The sequence below is a fragment of the Ruegeria sp. HKCCE3926 genome, from assembly GCF_017872515.1.
In the GTDB taxonomy this organism is placed as follows: domain Bacteria; phylum Pseudomonadota; class Alphaproteobacteria; order Rhodobacterales; family Rhodobacteraceae; genus Ruegeria.
This window is the reverse complement of the sequence record NZ_JAEDOU010000003.1, coordinates 84,936-102,143: the sequence shown is the minus strand read 5'-3', so window position 1 is coordinate 102,143 and position 17,208 is coordinate 84,936. Positions and strand designations below refer to the sequence as shown.

The following is a 17,208-nucleotide window of genomic DNA, read 5'->3' as shown; positions in this document are numbered from 1 at the left end:
ATGATTGGATTATTGCGCCTTTTGCTGATCTTGCTGGTGATCCAGACGATTGCCTATGTCGGGCTGTCTTTCTATTCGCGCGGCATACGCCGGCGCAAACTGGAGAACTGGTGGGACGAAAAGGGCAAGACCGGCAACAAAGAAGCCTTTGTCGAACGCGGATTGCATGTGTATGACAACTCGTTTCGGCGTAAACTGATCCTGGGTGTCTATATCGTGCCGTGGGTGGCGATTGGCGCGCTGATCTACATCGTGAATTACATGTGAGGGTTTAGGCATGGCCTATGTGAAATGGGCGTTCATTATCATTTTCTGGGGTACGATTGCCGTGATCCTGCAATATTCTCTGCCCCAGCATGACATTGTGCGCATCGTCAACACCTATGAAGAACGGCAGGATCTGAACGACTGGACCCGGATCTTCTGGTCAGAGCCGGAAGATCAATCTACCAGCCTGTCCAACCGGGATGTGCAGTTCATTCAGGCAGTGCGGGCCAACGGAAAACCCATCGTGTACCGAAATGAGGATACCGGCTGGGGATGGCCCCCGTATTTCAAGTTCGACACTGCGAACCTGTACACCGAGGCCAATGATGCGAAATCCACCAAGGAAAACCCGAAATGGGTGGTCGTAACCCATTACGGGTGGCGCAACGAATTCATGTCGATCTTTCCCAACGCCATTTTCATCAAAGACGTTGAAGGGCCGGATGTTCGGATCATTCCCTGGTTCAATATCATCTTCCTGACGATCTTTGCGGCGTTCGTCTGGGCGATGTGGGTGCGTTGGCGCAGGTTCCGGCAAGCACGGATTGATCCGATGATCGAAAACGTGGAAGACGGCCTTTATGCGGCGGGTGACGCCATAGAAGAGCGACACAACAGATTTCGGCGCTGGCTGGACAGCTGGAAATCGAAATAGATACAAGCTTTGGCGGGCGTGCCAGCAGCACGCCCATCCAACTGGCGGTGCCCTTCACCTGACGATGAATTCCGCATGCAGCGCGCCTGCTGCCTTGATCGTTTTCAGAATGTCGATCATGTCCTGAGGCGAGACCCCAAGCGCGTTCAGACCTGCCACAACCTCGGACAGGGTGGTGGCTTCGGGGATTTCGGCGAGGCCGGTTCCCTCTTCTTCCTCGATCCCTGCGATTGTACGTGGCACGACCACTGTTTCACCTCTGGCGAACGGGTTGGGCTGCACCGCAATCGGTGCTTCCTGAACCGTCAGAGTCAGGTTGCCTTGAGACACCGCAACACGCGAAATTCGGACCTCCTGCCCCATGACAATGGTGCCAGAGCGCTGATCAACAACAACGCGCGCTTTCGATTCAGGTTCGACCAGAATGTTTTCGATACGCCCTATGGCGTGGGCTGTAGAAACCGCCTGCGTCGCCGCGACGTTGATCTCAACCGTGCCGGAATCTCGCATGATTGCCACGGTTCTGTTGAACTCGGTGTTTATCGCGGTTTCGATGCGCCCGGCTGTTGTGAAATCGGGCTCTCTGAGTGCAAGGCGCATCTGAGTGAGAGTTGACAAGTCGAAGTCAATTTCACGCTCGACCCTGGCACCGGATGGGATCACGCCCGAAGTTGGCACCCCACGCACGACCGAGGCTGCCTCTCCTTCAGCCGAAACGCCACCTGCAAGGATTGTGCCCTGCGCGACCGCATAAATTTGGCCATCGGCTGCGTTAAGCGGGGTCATGATCAATGTTCCACCCAACAGGTTGCTTGAATCGCCTATGGCTGAAACCGTTACATCGATTTGACCACCCACCCGTGCAAAGGGCGGCAGGCTGGCCGTGACCAATACCGCTGCCACGTTTTTGGGCCGGAAATCCTCACCTGTGACGTTAACGCCAAGGCGTTCGAGGATATTGGACATGATTTCTTCGGTGAAAGGCGCGTTGCGTAACCCATCGCCAGTTCCGTTCAAGCCGACCACCAGGCCGTAACCCACCAGATCGTTGCCCCGTACACCGTCAAAATCCACGAGGTCCTTGAGACGGATTGTCCCTGCCCAAGCCATGCCGGGAAGGAGAAGCAGGAGAAATATCAGCGCCCTCATCTCAGAAAGTTCACCAGCGACAGGTTCGCATTACGAACGGTTACGGAATACAGGCTTTCCAACTGAAATTGCACCGTTTGCAGTTTCGCTGCCGTCTCATAAGGATCGGCCGCGATCAGTTCGTTCCGGCTGAATTCCAGGCTGGTTCGGGTCGAGGAATTGCGTGTTGCCGCCTCTTCGATGCGGGCTTCGGCCGCCCCGACCTTTGCCCGGAGCTTGACGGTGGCATCCTGTGAGTTGGCCAGATCGACCCCTAACTGCGTGAACAAAGCGGTGCGTTGATCGGGCGAAAGTGCCAATGCGCTGTCGGTGGCCAGCGCCGCAACGGCGACGTCCCTGAGTGCGGCCTTGAACGCCGGATCCGTTGCCGTGATCGGCAGCGTGACGCTTTCGTTTTCCGAAATCTGCATCGGAGAAAGGGTGCCGTTTGACCCCTGATAAATCACGGCGTCGAAACCGGCTGGGTCATTGAACCAGTTTTCTGCCGCCAGCCTGATATCAGCGACCGTCGCAAGCCCCGTCAACTGCGATTTCAGCGCCGTCAAAAGATCGTTCGAAGATTGCAGGGGCGACACATCGGTGGCGGTACCGGAAAACAGGCTGCGCCCTCCTACGCGCGTGTTCAGTGCCGAGATCATCGTGTCCAGCTCATTCTTCGCCTGTTGGGACGCTTGTTCATGATTGACGGGCTGATTGGCGGTTCCGTAAGCCAGCAAAGACGCGGTCATGTCTCCGACCGAATCTCCGAAGGTTTTCAGGCTCAGTTGCATGGTATCGGTGAACAGGGCCGCTTCGGACGTTGCGATGCCAAAGGCGTCGAGTCTGGCGAGGCTGCGGTCGAGATCCAGAATTTGCGAATAATCCCCGCCAAGCCGCCCCGAGACGTCCTGTACCCGCCCGGTGGACATTTCATAAGACAGGGTTTCGATCTGGGTTTTGATATCTGTTGCGCGGGTTCGTAAGGTCATTCCTCGCGCCAAATCGCCGATAGAAGTGATATTCATGGTCACAACCTCAGAAGAGTTTCCATAAGCTCGTCAACAACCGAGATGACACGAGCGTTTGCGGCATAAGTCTGTTCGACCTGCATGAGCCGCTGTAGTTCCTGATCGGTATCCACGCCCTGCGCGGCCTCGATCTGCGCCATTTGCTGCTGGAAGCTGTTTGCAAAAGTCTTGCGTTGATCTGCGGCATGGGCGTGTGCGCCCGCTTTCGACAACAGGGCCTCGGTCAACTCGGCAGCTCGCATGTTTCCCGTGCCGAACAGCCCGCCAGGTACCGGACGTGCGTCGTTCAATATGTGCCCGAACGCGCGCAATTGAGCAGCCTGCCCAGGGTCACCCGGAGTTGCGGCGCCCAGACCCGCGCGCAGTTTCCAACTGACCCCGCCATTGTCAGGGTCCACGGTTGAATTGAGTGAGATCCGTGATGCAAGTCCGACAACAGATGCAGGATCAAATCGGTTGCCATCGTCGGTGAACAGACCAGGATCTGTCACAAGAGCCGACGAATCCAAACCGGGCGTTTCAAATCGTTCAATCAGGTCCCTTGCAACCGTGTCGAGCTGAACCTGCGCCTCGACTGCCAAGTCGTCGCGGATGGTGAACTGCGCCATCAGTGCCCCGCCGCGGATTTGAGCGTTATCTCCGCTTGTCCGTACCGGGTTTCCGTTCATCTCCAGACCGGACAACAGACCATTTGCCACAGTCATATGAGGCTTTGTTTCGCCCGTCGTGGAAAAAGTGAACTCCGAGGCCGTGCCTTCCAACAGGATCAGCCCGCCCTCCGAGTACAGGGATACCTGATCATTGGCGCGAGGCACGACATTGACCGGGATCAGGGTATTGACTTGGTCGATCAGGACGTGCCGCTGATCCAGCAGGGCACCGATGTCACCGCCAGAGTTTTGAATGGCGGGAATCTTGGCGTTCAGGTCTTCGATATCTTTCAGAGTCTGATTCAGGGTATCGATCTGGGCGCCAATTTTTCGATCAGCATCCGAGCGTGCCTGGCGTACGCCTTCGGACGCCGCGTTCAGCTCGTTGGTCAGATCGCGGGCCGAGCGCGCAACCTGATCCAGCCGTTCGATCGAGTCAGGCAGACTGGCCGCCGTGATAAAGGCGTTTTCCAACGAGGACAGACGGGTAGACAGCGAAGGGCCGTCATCAGGAGACCCCACCAGTTGTTCGAACCGCGCGTGAAAATCTGAAACGTCCGACCGAAAGGCGAGTTCGGCATCAGACGAACGTCTGTTGGCGGTCAAAACCGGATCCTGATGCCGGATCACGCCAACGGTGCGTACGCCATTTCCGGATATAGGACTTGTCGTAAGTTCCAGGGACCGGCGCGCATAGCCGGGGGTTAGCGCATTCGCGATGTTCCCGGACACCACAGCGGCCCCGCGACTGGCCGCAGTCAGCCCGCCCAATGCGTTATTGAGTGCTGTCGACATGTTCATGAGGCCGCTCCTTTCTTTGGGTCAGAGCTGGATTAACGTTTCAGGTTTGTCGTTTCCTGCAACATCTCGTCCACTGTCTGGATCACCGTGGCGCTGGACGAGTAAGCACGTTGCGTCTGAATCAATGAGGTCAGCTCAGTCGCCACATCCGTGGTGGATTCCTCACGCGCGAAAGAAACAAGATCCCCTGTCGGGCCTTCGCCGGCATTCCAAAGAAAGAACGTACCGCTTTCTCGTGACGGCTCGTAGGTTTGGCTGTCCAGCGCGGTCAGGCCGTTAGGATTGGGAACGTCAGCAAGCGGGATTTGGAACATGCGGCGGTTGACACCTGTATCATAGCGCGCGTAGACATAGCCGTTTTCGTCCACCTGAACGCTGGTCATGGTTCCCACGGCAGAGCCATCGCGTGTGATTGAAACCGGCGCAAAGGTGTCGGATAGCTGGGTTATGCCGTCGGTATCCCCGATCTGGCCGATATTGATCTCCATCGGTCCGCCGGCGACGTTGACCATGACACTGCCCGTTGCTGGATCATAAGCACCACCTGAAATAGGTGTCACGCTTGCGAGGGTTCCCCCGGCCGTTCGGTTGTCGGTGAATGTCAGCCTGTATTCCCCCACGACGGCCCCGCCAGAGGCTGAATCGCGCAATACCATCCGCCATTCATTGCTGCTGCCGGTTGCGGGAACGGTCGGAATCAACTGGATATCGACGCTTTCAGACTTGCCGAGATTGTCGAAATACTTGACCGACAAAGGTTGAATGTCGCCCGGCGCGCCCGCATCTGTTGCCGTGGCCGGAAGGTTCATACGCAGTTTCATTTCCGTGGTTGGAGAACCCGACAGCTGATTCACGCTGAGCTGAATGGGTACAAGCGCGGAGGGTGTGTCGCGCGAAACCGGTGGAATAGTGCCATCAGATGCCGCGGGCCACCCCAGAAGAACGAGGCCGGATTCGGTAACCAAATACCCTTCTTCGTTGGTGCGGAACGACCCGGTTGTTGTCAGCAGCATCTCGTTCGAATTATTCCCGATCTGCGAACTGGGGCGCACAGGCAACATGCCGCGCCCGCGAACTGCCAGATCGGTTGAGTTGCTGGTCGTGACCAAGGGCCCGCGTTGGTCAATCATGCGCTGGCTTGTCGTCCGCACGCCGCCTGCCGAATAGCTGCCACCCTGGCCCGACGTGACCATTGAATGAAAATCCGTCTCGACCCGTTTATACCCGTAGGTTGAAGAATTCGCGATGTTGTCGGAAATCGTCGCCAACCTGTTGGCATTGGCTTTCAGCGCCGCCACACCGGCATTGAGCGAAGAGGAAATGGTCATGGGTGCGCCCTTCTGTTGCGTCCGTCTTTGATGCAACAGGTAACGCGCTGCCCCTTAACAGCGCGCTAACATGTAAAATACGTTCTATCATTTAGGGCTGGCGCAGAAAGATCACTTCGATCCTGTTGTTTCGCGCAGCCATGGGATTGTCGGCGAACAATTCTCGGTCTGCATGGCCCGTAACACGATCCATTCTTTGTACCGCAACGCCCTTGTCCTGTAGCAACTGACGCAATTTTTGGGCCCTTGCCGTGGACAGTTCCCAGGCTGTGTTGCGCGCCTGCACAACCGGAGACGCGCTGACATGCCCTTCGACAGCGATCGAATTGACGACAAGATCCGATGCTCGGGCGATGATCAGGGCCAGGGACCGCAGAAAGCTGGTTGGCTTGTCAGAGCCCGATTCGAACAATGCCTGATCGTCGGTGTCAAACAGTTCCACCACCAGTCCCTCATCCGTGACTCGTGTGACGATATGCTTGAGCAGTTTGTTCGAGATCTCGCTTTCACCCGTGCGCCCCAGCAGTTGCGCCTCCAACGTAGAGAAATCTTCCTTGTCTCCTTTGCCGCCGCCCTCGGCATTCACTCCGATCGAGCCACGGGCCTGATGCGATTCAGTCGGGTGAGTGGTCGTGGCACCCTGACCGTCCCGCAGCAGCACTTCTTCAGACAGCATGCTGTCGCCGCCAAACGCCCCGTCCCCGCCGCCGGATTCCGGGCTTAGCGGGATTGTCGGTGCGAAATAATCCGCCAACCCTTTTCGTTGCTGTTCCGTTGTTGCGTTCAGCAGCCACATCAACATGAAGAAGGCCATCATGGCCGTCACAAAGTCGGCATACGCGACTTTCCACGCGCCACCGTGATGGCCATCGCCACCCGATACACGCTTCTTCTTGATGATGATTGGTGCCGCATTGGTTTGCGCACCCATCTCCACCACCTTTTTATCACCCGACTATCGAGATAGCAGCGTAGGTCTTAAGGCGGCCTTAATACTTAAAACTGTTCCGAGTTCACTAACGCGGCAGGCCGGCCGAGGCACGGCGCAGAATCAGGGACAAGCGGTTGAAGCTGTTTTCAATCCCTTCGGAATCGGGTTTGCCGAAAAACGCGTCCAACTCCTCATGAACGCGCACGGCTTGATCCAAGAGCGGATCTGATCCTTCTGAATACAGCCCGGCCTTTATCATGACTTCGGATTGCTCGTAGCTGCCAACAAGTTTGCGGGTTTCGTTGATCATCTGGTTCTCGGCCTCTGACGCGGCCTCTGGAAGGCTGCGGGATACGGATTTGCTGAGGTCGATAGCCGGGAAGCGCCCGCGTTCGGCAATCTCGCGGCTGAGTACGATATGCCCGTCCAACACACCACGCAGAATGTCGGCGATGGGTTCATCCATGTCGGACCCCGCAACCAGGACGCTGAACACGGCGGTGATATCACCCTGCTCCTGCGTGCCGGGGCCTGCGCGTTCACACAGGTTGGCAATAAGGGGGGTGACAGAGGGCGGATAGCCTCGGAGTGACGGGGCTTCGCCCATGGCAACGGCGATTTCACGGTGCGCTTCCGCGAAACGGGTTACCGAATCGGCCAGAAACAGGACGTTCAGCCCCAGATCCCGCAGGAACTCTGCCGCCGACATGGCCGACCACGCGCACCGTCTGCGCGCCAATGCAGACTGGTCGGACGTCGCGGCGACCACGATCGTGCGCCTCATGGCTTCCGGACCTATGGCGCGGGCAACAAACTCGTTCACTTCACGGCCACGTTCGCCGACAAGAGCCACCACAACCACGTCAGCCTGCATGAAGCGCGCCAGCGTCGACAGCAGCGTCGATTTCCCCACACCTGATCCCGCAAACAACCCAACGCGTTGACCGCGTACAATCGGCAGCATGGTGTTGAGAACGGATAGTCCGGTGGCCATCCGCTTTCCCAATGGCTTGCGCGCCACCGCAGGCGGCGGGGCTTGCATGATGTCGCGATCCTGTGGCCCGTTCAGCAGAGGTTTTCCGTCCAGCGGTTTGCCAAACGGATCAATGACGCGTCCAAGCCAGTGCAATGCGGGCGCGAAACCCGGCGAGGGATCAAGGTACACACGATTCCCCAGGCTGACACCGTCAGGGGCGGAACCCGGTATCATGTGGATATGGTCTGCACCGACATGCAGCACTTCACCGGCCAGATCGGGCCCTGCGCGCCGCCGCAATGTAAGCAAGTCTCCGATTCGCGCATGTTCGTTCAGGCCACTGATCTCGATCAACCCTTGTGCGACGCCGCTGACCAGGCCCACGTGGCGGATTGAAGTCATCCGATCGAATTCATGTTTCAGAAGCATCGGGTCGAGATCAGACATCTTGGGTTCTCCAATTGGGTTCTGAAAACGGTTTCTAAAGGAATCGGGGTTAAGCCTTGATTGAAATTGATCGAGGGAGAAGCCCCGATGTTCTATGACTTGAACGTCCTTAAGACCGCGTACGCAATGGCAACCCATGCCGGGCAACGGCAGGCAGTGATTGCGCGCAACATGGCCAATGCGGATACGCCGGGCTACCAGCCGCGCGATATCGAGCCCTTCCATAAAGCACTTGAAACCTCGGGACGCGAAGTGACCATGATGGCCACGCGGCAGGGTCATCTGCACGGCGGTACAGGTGCGCAGCCCTGGGCAGAGCACCAGGCCGCTTCGTCGGGTGATCCAAATGGCAACGGCGTATCGCTTGAAGAAGAAATGCTGAAATCGGTCGATGTCAAACGACAGCACGACCGCGCGTTGGCGATCTACAAATCCTCGATGAACATCCTTCGCACCAGTCTGGGGCGTGGATAAGGAGGCCGGGGATGAGCGATTTTTCCCACTCACTTGCTGCATCCGCCAGCGCCCTGCGTGCGCAGGCAGCCCGTCTGCGTCACGTGTCCGAAAACATATCGAATGCGGATACACCCGGGTACCGGCGCAAGACGGTGCCGTTTGAGACCATGGAAAAAGAGGGTCGGAACGTGGTGCAAGCTGGCCGCGTAAAGCTTGATCGACGCGACCTGACACGAATTTTCGACCCCGGTCACCCAATGGCAGATGCCAGTGGTCACTATCTGGGATCGAATGTCGATCTGATGATCGAAATAGCCGACGCGCGTGAGGCGCAGCGGAGCTACGAAGCCAACCTCAAGATGTTCGATCAGACACGACAAATGTCGTCGTCATTGATGGAACTGCTTAGAAAATAAAGGACAGCCAGAATGGACATCCGATCCTTGACTGCCGCGCAGAATTATGCCGGCGCCCGTCCTGCAACCCAGGCCGACCCAGATCACTCGGGCATGGTGCAGGGGCTGAAGGCAAGTTTTCAGGACTTTGCATCCACGTTGAAACACAGCGAGCAGATGTCGCAGACCTCGATGGTGGGGCAGGCCGACCCGCACGCGCTGGTGCAGGCGCTGGCACAGACCGAACTGGCCGTCGAGACAGCTGTGATCGTGCGCAACAAGGTGGTCGAGGCCTATCAGGAAATCCTTCGGATGCCGGTCTGATACCATGCTGAGCGAAGGTCTTTTCTATGACATCGTGCGTCAGGCTCTCTGGATCGCCGTCATCACATCGGTCCCGATTCTGGCAGTTGCTCTGGTGTCAGGCCTGATCGTTGGTCTGTTTCAGGCCCTGACGTCGATACAGGAAATGACACTGACCTTTGTTCCCAAACTGATCGCCATCGTCGTCGTGTTCTGGATCTCGATGGGGTTCATGACTCAGACCCTTGTTACGTTTTTTACCGGTACGCTTGTTCCATTGATCGCAGGAGGTCGCTGATGGACACCGCCTATGTCACCCTGTCCCGCCAGTCCGGGCTGATGAATGAAATGCGCCTGGTGGCGAATAACATCGCAAATGCCAACACGACTGGCTATCGCCAGCAGGGGCTGGTGTTCTCGGAATACATTCGAGATATGCCGAACAGCCCCTCCCTTTCCATGAGCCGGGCCGAGGCGCGAAATTCGTCAATGCAACAGGGTGTGCTGACGCAAACCGGCGGGCAATTTGATTTTGCCATCGAGGGCGACGGGTTCTTCATGGTCGAAACCGAGAACGGCAACCGGCTGACGCGGGCTGGTAGTTTTTCTCCCAATGCCGATGGCGATTTGGTTTCAATGGATGGTGCGCGCGTGCTCGATGCCAATGGCGCGCCTGTGTTCATCCCGCCTGATGCCGCGTCAATCGATGTCGGCAGCGACGGAACGCTGAGTGTCGATGGTCAACTTCTGGGTCAGCTGGGCGTTTTCAACGTCGCCGACACGAACGAACTTGTACGCGAAGGAAACACTCGTTTCCGCACCGACGGTGCAATCGAGCCGGTCGACGAGCCGGTGGTTTTGCATCGCTTTCTCGAAGGGTCAAACGTGAACGCGATTCAGCAAGTGACCCGTTTGGTGGAAATCCAGCGCGCCTATGAGCTGGGGCAAAGCTTTCTTGAGAGTGAAGATGAGCGCGTGCGTGGAGCACTCAAGGCGCTGATGCGCTGATTTGGATGAGGAGAGTTAGACATGCGGGCCCTTAAAATTGCCGCCACCGGGATGACAGCGCAACAGATGCGGGTCGAGACGATCTCGAACAATCTCGCGAATATGAACACCACCGGCTACAACGCCCGACGGGCCGAATTCGCCGACCTGCACTATCAGCAGATGGCGCGGGCCGGCACCGTGAACGCGTCGGACGGAACGGTTCTGCCCACGGGTATTCAACTGGGTCTGGGTGTGCGACCGGCAGCGGTAACAGTGCAATTGGAACAAGGCGCCTTGTCAGCCACCGGGAGCGATCTGGATGTTGCAATCGAAGGTCGCGGATATCTGGAGGTGACCTTGCCCAGCGGTCAGGCCGCTTATACGCGCGACGGCAGTTTGAAGCGGTCGGCCGAAGGTCTGATCGTCACCTCTGACGGGTTTGCGGTTTCGCCGGAAATCACCATCCCCGACGATGCGCGTTCTGTTTCGATCAATGCGTCGGGTGAGGTCTATGCATATTTTGACGATTCCCCCGAAGGTCAGTTGCTTGGGGAGTTTACGCTGGCCAGTTTTTCGAACGCAAAGGGCCTGGTAGCCGTCGGAAGCAATCTGTTCAAGGAAACCGAAGCTTCCGGCGCTCCGGTACTGGGTACGCCGGGCGAAGACGGTCTGGGAACTTTGCGGCAGGGTTATCTGGAAGACAGTTCGGTTGACGCCGTTCGCGAAGTTACCGAGCTGATCGAAGCGCAACGCGGCTATGAGATGAATGCCAAAGTCATCACCGCGGTGGACCAGATGATGAGCGCGACAACGCAGGTACGGTGATGCGATATCTGGTTCTTTCTCTGGTGCTGCTGGCGCCAATTGCCGCCCAGGCTGACATCGTGGTGCCGACACGCACGATCCGGGCCAAGGAAGTCATTTCTGCGGCCGATCTCGAGTTGAAGCCAACAGATGTTGCGGATGCAATTTCCGACCCTGACCTTCTGATCGGACAAGAGGCCCGGGTGGCGCTCTACCCCGGTCGGCCAATTCGCGGCTCTGATGTCGGGCCACCTGCCATCGTGGATCGAAACGATCTGGTCGTGCTGGTGTTCAGCAGCCAACCCTTGTCGATCACCACAGAGGGCCGGGCCTTGGGGCGCGGTGCGGCGGGGGATCGCATTCGGGTCATGAACCTTTCATCCCGAACAACCGTAACAGGCCGAATCCGTCCGGACGGTCAAATCGAGGTACAGTGATGCACGGATTGCCAAAAACCCTTGTCCTGACGGCTTTTGTCTTGTCCGCATGTGGTCGAATGGATCATTTGGGCAAACCGCCAAGTTTCACACCCAACGAGGATTCCCCGGAACAGGTTGCAATGTTGTGGCCGGGTTTGCCATTGCACACCCAACCCCAGCGAAACGTCGACCGGTCCTCTTTGTGGAGCGGCGGGCAGCATTCGCTTTTGGGCGACCAGCGCGCGATCAAGAAAGGCGACATCCTGACCGTTGTCATCGAGTTGGACGAGAAGGCCGAAATTTCAAACAACACCAGACGATCCAGATCCGGGTCCGAGAACCTTGAAATCCCCAGCCTCTTTGGCCTGCCTCAGCGTGTGCAAAAGAACCTGCCCCAGGGCGCGTCCTTGGATGAAGCCGTTTCGATTGAGGCAGATTCCTCAAGCTCCGGCCGCGGATCCGTCAGGAGAAACGAAAAACTGACTCTGCGTGTTGCCGCAACAGTGCTGGATGTGTTGCCGAACGGAATTCTTTCAATATCGGGATCCCAGGAGTTGCGGGTCAACTTCGAGCTGCGAGAGCTTCTTGTCACGGGATATGTCCGCCCGCAGGACATCTCGCGGCAAAACGAAATAACCTATGACAAAATCGCGTCAGCGCGCGTGTCATATGGCGGCAGAGGGCAGATAACGGATGTCCAGCAACCCCGTTATGGTCAGCAAGTTCTTGATTCCCTTTTGCCGTTCTGAGGTGAGACCGTGGTTGCGAAATTGATTCCCGTGATTTTTCTGATTGTTGGACTCGGCGCGGGTATTGGCGCGGGGCTGGCTTTTGCACCTGCGAAAAAACCTGAAACCGCGGTTGCCGAAGAAAAAGCAGTCAAAGAGGACAAGGCGACCGGCAAGAAAACAGGAAAATCAAAGGAAAAGGGTGAGGCGAAAAGCTTTGAATATCTGAAAATGACCAAGCAATTCGTCGTCCCCGTTGTGAAAGACGACCAGATCGAAGCCATGGTAACGCTGTCGCTGAGCCTTGAAGCGAACCCGGCAATTACAGAAACCTATTATGCAATCGAGCCTAAACTCAGGGATGGCTTTCTTCAGGTTCTTTTTGACCATGCAAACACGGGTGGTTTTGACGGGGCTTTTACAGAATCCGGGAACCTGGATGTATTGCGGAAATCCTTGCTGGAAGTGGCGCGCAAAGAATTTGGCGACGACGTGTCCAAAGTGCTGATCCTGAGTGTAAACCGACAAGACAGCTGACACTGGTCAGCCCGAAACTTCGGGCCGGTCAAGCTATGGCCCGAAGTGTTTTCTGGTTTTTGCTTTTCGGTTTGCCTGCTGAACGTTCTTCCGCAATGTTTCCACCGCTTGTTTTCGCCCAAAGGCAGCACGTAAAGCTTCCATTCCGGCCAGTTTCTGCGAGCGCGTTCGTGCCAGTTGCAGGTTCAATTGTCTCCGGGTCGCGGACTCCCAACTATTCCAGAGAACGTCGGTCCCTGAAACCTGATAGCCTTCGACCTTGGTGCTGTCTTGGCGCGCCTGACGGAGTTGACCGTCCAATCTGGCAAGTTGCTGCTTGATCCGTGCCTCGGCCTTCAGGATCGGTCGCAGCGCTTGAAATTGCTTCTGAAACGCTGCGTTGGTCACTTTTTCCAGATCGGGCAATTGCGTATGAGTCATCGAACTTGCTCCTTCGCGCGTTTTCGCATCGCTTCGGCAAACCGGATCGCGGCGGCAACAGGACGATAGTGCTCTTCGGCGATTTCCTGACCTATGTCCACGGTCGCGTGAAGGGCGCGAGCTGTGGGAGGGTCTGAATGGATCGGAACGCCTGCTTCTCCTGCGGCGGATCGGATGGTGGCGGCGATTTCGTCCACCCCTTTGGCAACGCAAACCGGGGCGCTGCCCGCAACCCGTGTCCATTTAAGCGCCACAGCATAATGGGTTGGGTTTACGATCACGACATCCGCGCCTGGAACACCTGCCAACATTTGGTTGGTTGCGATTTCCTGTGCACGCTGGCGCCGGTGTTGTTTGACATGAGGGTCGCCCTCGGCATCCTTGGTTTCATCCATGATCTCCTTGCGCGACATACGGTTCTTGCGCATGTGTTCGGCATATTGCCAAAGGAAATCGACAACCCCGATGGCCAGTGCGATAGCGATCACGATGAACAGAAAGCGAAACAGCAGGTTCATCATCAGCAGAATGGATGACTTTGCCGGCGCCGCGCTGGCAGACAAAATTTCGGTTAGATTGGCTTTCAGAAAAAGCGCAAGGCAGGTGCTGTAGATCAACAGTTTGGTGGTGCTTTTGGCAAACTCGAACAGGCCGCCCCGCCCGAACTTGTTCTTAGCGTTCGAAATCAGAGAGATACGCGAAAGTTTTGGTTTCAATTTGCTTGGGGCAAAGATCAGCGCGCGCTGGGCGATCAAGTTCAGCAGAACAGCCGCGGCAGGAAGGCAGAACAGCAAAGCAACAGGCAGCAGGGCACTTTTCAAAACCCCTGCAACCGGAGCATGCGATGGCCCATCCGTCAGAAGCCGTGCAAAAGCGTCGGACTGATCGATCAGAACCATGAACCCGGTGCCCATATGCTCGACGCTGTATTGACCGACTGTAAGCAGGGCGATCAGAAACCCGGTATATGCCGCCACGACCGACAAGTCGTTGGATTTTGGAACCTCACCCTTCTCGCGCGCCTTCAGCAGCTTTTGCGGTGTCGGCTCGTATGACTTGTCGCTGTCGTCATCACCTGCGCTCATCTTTGCGCTCCCATCGGGTTGGTGAAGAAGGCGACCAGCGCGTCCGCCCACACGGACAGGATCAGCGGTGTGCCGGCGAACAGCAGAAACAGCCCGGCGAAGGTAATTGCAGGAGCACCCACGAAGGCCACCATCAGCTGGGGCATTGCCCGGTTGATGACCCCAAGTGCCAGGTTGTAAATCAGAGAGGCAATGACGAACGGCGTTGCCAGTGCAAAAGCCAGCCCAAAGCTGTTGGCGACCTGATGCAATCCCCAACGCGACGCATCCGCGGCACCGGGTGCCAACCCTATTGGAAACAGGGCATAACTCTGGATCAGGAACTGCGCGGCCCGGATGTGCAGGTCCATGATCACGGCAAGTGTCAGCCCTGCCAGGGTCAGCAGGTATCCCATGGCGGGGACCGGATCGGCCGCCGCGCCACCCAACAGTTGCGACAATGACGTGGACTGAGCCGCAATAGACCCCGCGGTTTGCAGCGCGAGAACGAACAGGCGCAGGCCTATCCCCAGGACAAGCCCGATCAGGACTTCGGTGCCGACCAGTTGCACGGTCGCCCAAAGGCTGGGATCAATTCTGACGGGGGGCGCAGCGGGCAGTATGATCAGCGTGAAAGCAACGGAAGCACCAAGCTTTACCCGTGTCGGAATACTGCGCTCACCGAAAGCTGGAAGCAGCGAAACAAGAGCGGAGGCGCGCAGAAACACGACAAAGGCCTGCCAGATTACTTCGGCCAGCTGCGACAGCATTTCTGGCGGCAGGGCAATCACGCTGCAACAGTTCCGACCAAGGCAGGTTTGGCTTCCAGCCCGATTTCTTCGAAGGACAACACCGGGTTGGACACGCCGCGTGCCTGCATGACTGTGCGCAGCAACCGACGGCGCCGGGTCGAGGTCACGACGGCCGGAAACAGACCGTTGTCAGCGGAATTGGCGATGGTGCTCACAACTCCGTCGGCCAGTTTGTTGAACACGTTTGGGGGCAGCGCGACATCCATGCCGGTATTTGGGGCGTCGATCTGGTAAGAGGCGAATGTGTCCTCCCATTCCGGGGCCAACTGTATCAGAGGGATCGAACCATCCTCGCGCTTCATGTCCGCGACCAGCTGAAAGCCAAGACGCTGACGCACAAGTTCACAGATGCCTTCGGGCTGGGTTGTGGTCAGCCGCGCCTCGGCGACACTTTCAAGGATCAGCGCCATGTTGCGGATCGACACACGTTCGTCGAGCAACAGGCGCAGAACAGCGTGCAACGTGTCGATCGGCACTTTGTCGGGGATCAGTTCATCCAGCAGCTTGCGGTTGGCTTCGGCGCGTACCGGGTCGCTCAGGCGGGTCATTTCCGACAGCAGGCGCCGGAGGGATTTCAGTGTCAGCAGGCGCGAGAAGTTCTGTTTGATGATCTCCAGCAGATGGGTGGCAAGAATCTCAGGCGGTGAGACTATGGTGGCGCCGCTCAGCGCGGCGTCCTCCTGATCTTTCGGCAGGATCCAGCGCGCCGGAGCACCATAGACAGGCTCGGTCACGTCATTGCCCTCCGGCAGCAGGTCAAACCCGTCCTGCACGAGCGCCAGGACCAGATCGGGATGCAAGACACCGCGTGCCTGTTCGACGCCCTGAACCTTGATCACATACGTTCCGGTCGGCAGGTCGGCGCGGTCGGTCAGGCGGATCTCGGGCAGAATCAGGCCAAAGGTCGACGCCACATAGGTCCGCATATTGGCAATACGGGCGTCCAGCCCCGTGCCAGGGTTCAGAACCATGCTGACCAGATCCGGCGCGAACTCCAGATGGACATCATCCAGGTCCAGGATGTCGCCGATAGCCTGGGATGACGGCGCTTCGGTTTCGGTCGAGGGCAGGTTTGCCGATGCCGCCGCATCTTGCTGCTTTCGGTGAACATTGTAAGCCGCATATCCCAGAATAGCTGCGCCAAGGATGAATGGCAGAAAAGGGAGACCGGGCACCAGAGCGAACAGGACCATGAGCACTGCCACGGTAGACAATGCTGCCGGGTGGCGGCCAAGTTGAGAAAAGATGGCGTTGTCTGTGGCCCCCTGCGTGCCGCCCCGTGCCAGCAGAAGGGCAGACGCTATGGAAATGATGACGGCGGGAATTTGGGACACCAACCCGTCGCCGACGGTCAGAATCGCATAGGTTTCGAACGCCGAGGCCACGGGCATACCATGTACGACGACTCCCATGACCAGGCCCATGACGAGGTTCAGCAACGTGATCAGAAGCCCGGCGACGGCGTCACCTTTCACGAATTTCGACGCACCGTCGAGCGAACCGAAGAATGTCGTCTCCTGCTGTTCCAGCTCTCGCCGTTCCTTGGCTTGCTGATGATCGATTGCCCCGGCGGACATGTCGCTGTCGATCGCAAGTTGTTTGCCGGGCATCCCGTCCAACGCAAAGCGCGCGCCGACTTCGGCCATGCGGGCGGCGCCTTTGGTGATGACCATGAAATTCACGATCAGCAGCACGCCGAACACCACCAGGCCAAGAAAAATACTGCCGCCCATGACGAAACTGGCAAAACCTTCGATCACGTCTCCTGCCGCATTCGGGCCGGTGTGCCCCTGCCCGATGATCAGTTTCGTCGACGACACATTCAGCGACAGGCGCAACATCAAAGACGCCAGCAGAATCGTGGGGAAGGACGAGAAGTCCAGCGGGCGTTCAATGAACAGCGTCAGGGTGAAGATCAGGATGGCCAGGGCAAAGGAGGCCGCCAACCCCACGTCCAGAACCCAGGCTGGCATGGGCAGGATCATCATGACGATGACCGTCATCAGCGCAATCGCCAGCAGGACAGTAGGCGAAAACAGCGACTGGATGTTTACCTTGGGCACGCGAAA

21 protein-coding genes are annotated in these 17,208 nt (G+C 57.6%); 11 read left to right on the top strand and 10 right to left on the bottom strand.

Going from position 1 to position 17,208, the window contains the following annotated elements:
* On the top strand, positions 1-267 hold the full coding sequence (locus tag I9184_RS10435) for a hypothetical protein (protein WP_171120117.1): 267 nt from the start codon (positions 1-3) through the stop codon (positions 265-267).
* Positions 268-277: 10 nt separating this feature from the next.
* The gene (locus I9184_RS10430; RefSeq protein WP_171635623.1) at positions 278-922 is read left to right on the top strand and encodes a DUF1523 family protein; all 645 of its coding nucleotides are present in this window, start codon (positions 278-280) and stop codon (positions 920-922) included.
* A gap of 54 nt (positions 923-976) precedes the next feature.
* On the opposite strand, the gene I9184_RS10425 is transcribed toward I9184_RS10430, so the two are convergent.
* The 6 genes from I9184_RS10425 to I9184_RS10400 all read right to left on the bottom strand — a co-directional run bounded on the left by I9184_RS10425 (position 977) and on the right by I9184_RS10400 (position 8,193).
* Positions 977-2,071, bottom strand: coding sequence for a flagellar basal body P-ring protein FlgI (locus I9184_RS10425; RefSeq protein WP_209834212.1), 1,095 nt, complete (start codon positions 2,069-2,071; stop codon positions 977-979).
* Positions 2,068-3,075 (bottom strand): flagellin, encoded by a 1,008-nt coding sequence (locus I9184_RS10420; protein WP_209834210.1) that lies wholly within the window; start codon positions 3,073-3,075, stop codon positions 2,068-2,070. The genes I9184_RS10425 and I9184_RS10420 overlap by 4 nt, the downstream gene beginning before the upstream one ends.
* Before the next feature lie 2 nt (positions 3,076-3,077).
* Positions 3,078-4,529, bottom strand: a complete 1,452-nt coding sequence (gene flgK / locus I9184_RS10415; RefSeq protein ID WP_209834208.1) for a flagellar hook-associated protein FlgK — start codon at positions 4,527-4,529, stop codon at positions 3,078-3,080.
* A 32-nt stretch (positions 4,530-4,561) separates the two neighbouring features.
* Positions 4,562-5,857, bottom strand: coding sequence for a flagellar hook-basal body complex protein (locus I9184_RS10410; protein WP_171635632.1), 1,296 nt, complete (start codon positions 5,855-5,857; stop codon positions 4,562-4,564).
* Between the two features lie 91 nt (positions 5,858-5,948).
* Positions 5,949-6,788, bottom strand: a complete 840-nt coding sequence (locus tag I9184_RS10405; protein ID WP_209834206.1) for a flagellar motor protein MotB — start codon at positions 6,786-6,788, stop codon at positions 5,949-5,951.
* Positions 6,789-6,873: 85 nt separating this feature from the next.
* Positions 6,874-8,193, bottom strand: a complete 1,320-nt coding sequence (locus I9184_RS10400; protein WP_245218097.1) for a FliI/YscN family ATPase — start codon at positions 8,191-8,193, stop codon at positions 6,874-6,876.
* A 105-nt stretch (positions 8,194-8,298) separates the two neighbouring features.
* Between I9184_RS10400 and I9184_RS10395 the strand changes: the two genes are divergently transcribed.
* From I9184_RS10395 to I9184_RS10355, 9 genes are read left to right on the top strand one after another with little or no spacing between them, the layout of a single operon-like run.
* Positions 8,299-8,685: a FlgB family protein gene (locus I9184_RS10395; protein WP_171724113.1), complete on the top strand. Its 387-nt coding sequence runs from the start codon at positions 8,299-8,301 to the stop codon at positions 8,683-8,685.
* 11 nt (positions 8,686-8,696) lie between these two features.
* A complete protein-coding gene (flgC, locus tag I9184_RS10390; protein WP_209834202.1) occupies positions 8,697-9,083 on the top strand; it encodes a flagellar basal body rod protein FlgC in 387 nt (128 codons plus the stop codon).
* A 12-nt stretch (positions 9,084-9,095) separates the two neighbouring features.
* Positions 9,096-9,386 carry a flagellar hook-basal body complex protein FliE gene (gene fliE, locus I9184_RS10385; RefSeq protein ID WP_171724115.1) on the top strand — a complete coding sequence of 97 codons (291 nt, stop codon included), beginning with the start codon at positions 9,096-9,098 and terminating at the stop codon, positions 9,384-9,386.
* A gap of 4 nt (positions 9,387-9,390) precedes the next feature.
* Complete coding sequence (locus tag I9184_RS10380; protein WP_152459750.1) at positions 9,391-9,663, top strand: flagellar biosynthetic protein FliQ; 273 nt, start codon at positions 9,391-9,393, stop codon at positions 9,661-9,663.
* Entirely contained in the window at positions 9,663-10,373 is a 711-nt protein-coding gene (locus tag I9184_RS10375) for a flagellar hook-basal body complex protein (protein WP_171230274.1), read from the top strand. The genes I9184_RS10380 and I9184_RS10375 overlap by 1 nt, the downstream gene beginning before the upstream one ends.
* A 21-nt stretch (positions 10,374-10,394) precedes the next feature.
* Positions 10,395-11,180, top strand: coding sequence for a flagellar basal-body rod protein FlgG (gene flgG / locus I9184_RS10370; protein ID WP_209834201.1), 786 nt, complete (start codon positions 10,395-10,397; stop codon positions 11,178-11,180).
* Positions 11,180-11,596 carry a flagellar basal body P-ring formation chaperone FlgA gene (gene flgA / locus I9184_RS10365; RefSeq protein ID WP_170345693.1) on the top strand — a complete coding sequence of 139 codons (417 nt, stop codon included), beginning with the start codon at positions 11,180-11,182 and terminating at the stop codon, positions 11,594-11,596. The genes flgG and flgA overlap by 1 nt, the downstream gene beginning before the upstream one ends.
* Entirely contained in the window at positions 11,596-12,327 is a 732-nt protein-coding gene (flgH, locus tag I9184_RS10360) for a flagellar basal body L-ring protein FlgH (protein ID WP_209834199.1), read from the top strand. The genes flgA and flgH overlap by 1 nt, the downstream gene beginning before the upstream one ends.
* Before the next feature lie 9 nt (positions 12,328-12,336).
* Positions 12,337-12,843 carry a flagellar basal body-associated protein FliL gene (locus I9184_RS10355; RefSeq protein ID WP_209834197.1) on the top strand — a complete coding sequence of 169 codons (507 nt, stop codon included), beginning with the start codon at positions 12,337-12,339 and terminating at the stop codon, positions 12,841-12,843.
* 33 nt (positions 12,844-12,876) lie between these two features.
* Here the strand turns inward: I9184_RS10355 and I9184_RS10350 are convergent, their stop codons facing one another.
* The 4 genes from I9184_RS10350 to flhA are packed head-to-tail and all read right to left on the bottom strand — an operon-like array spanning position 12,877 to position 17,202.
* Positions 12,877-13,263 (bottom strand): hypothetical protein, encoded by a 387-nt coding sequence (locus I9184_RS10350; RefSeq protein WP_209834195.1) that lies wholly within the window; start codon positions 13,261-13,263, stop codon positions 12,877-12,879.
* Positions 13,260-14,348 (bottom strand): flagellar type III secretion system protein FlhB, encoded by a 1,089-nt coding sequence (locus I9184_RS10345; protein WP_209834193.1) that lies wholly within the window; start codon positions 14,346-14,348, stop codon positions 13,260-13,262. Before I9184_RS10345 ends, I9184_RS10350 begins: the two co-directional genes overlap by 4 nt.
* A complete protein-coding gene (locus I9184_RS10340; protein ID WP_209834191.1) occupies positions 14,345-15,118 on the bottom strand; it encodes a flagellar biosynthetic protein FliR in 774 nt (257 codons plus the stop codon). The genes I9184_RS10345 and I9184_RS10340 overlap by 4 nt, the downstream gene beginning before the upstream one ends.
* Positions 15,115-17,202 carry a flagellar biosynthesis protein FlhA gene (gene flhA / locus I9184_RS10335; protein ID WP_209834189.1) on the bottom strand — a complete coding sequence of 696 codons (2,088 nt, stop codon included), beginning with the start codon at positions 17,200-17,202 and terminating at the stop codon, positions 15,115-15,117. The genes I9184_RS10340 and flhA overlap by 4 nt, the downstream gene beginning before the upstream one ends.
* Positions 17,203-17,208 lie beyond the last annotated feature (6 nt).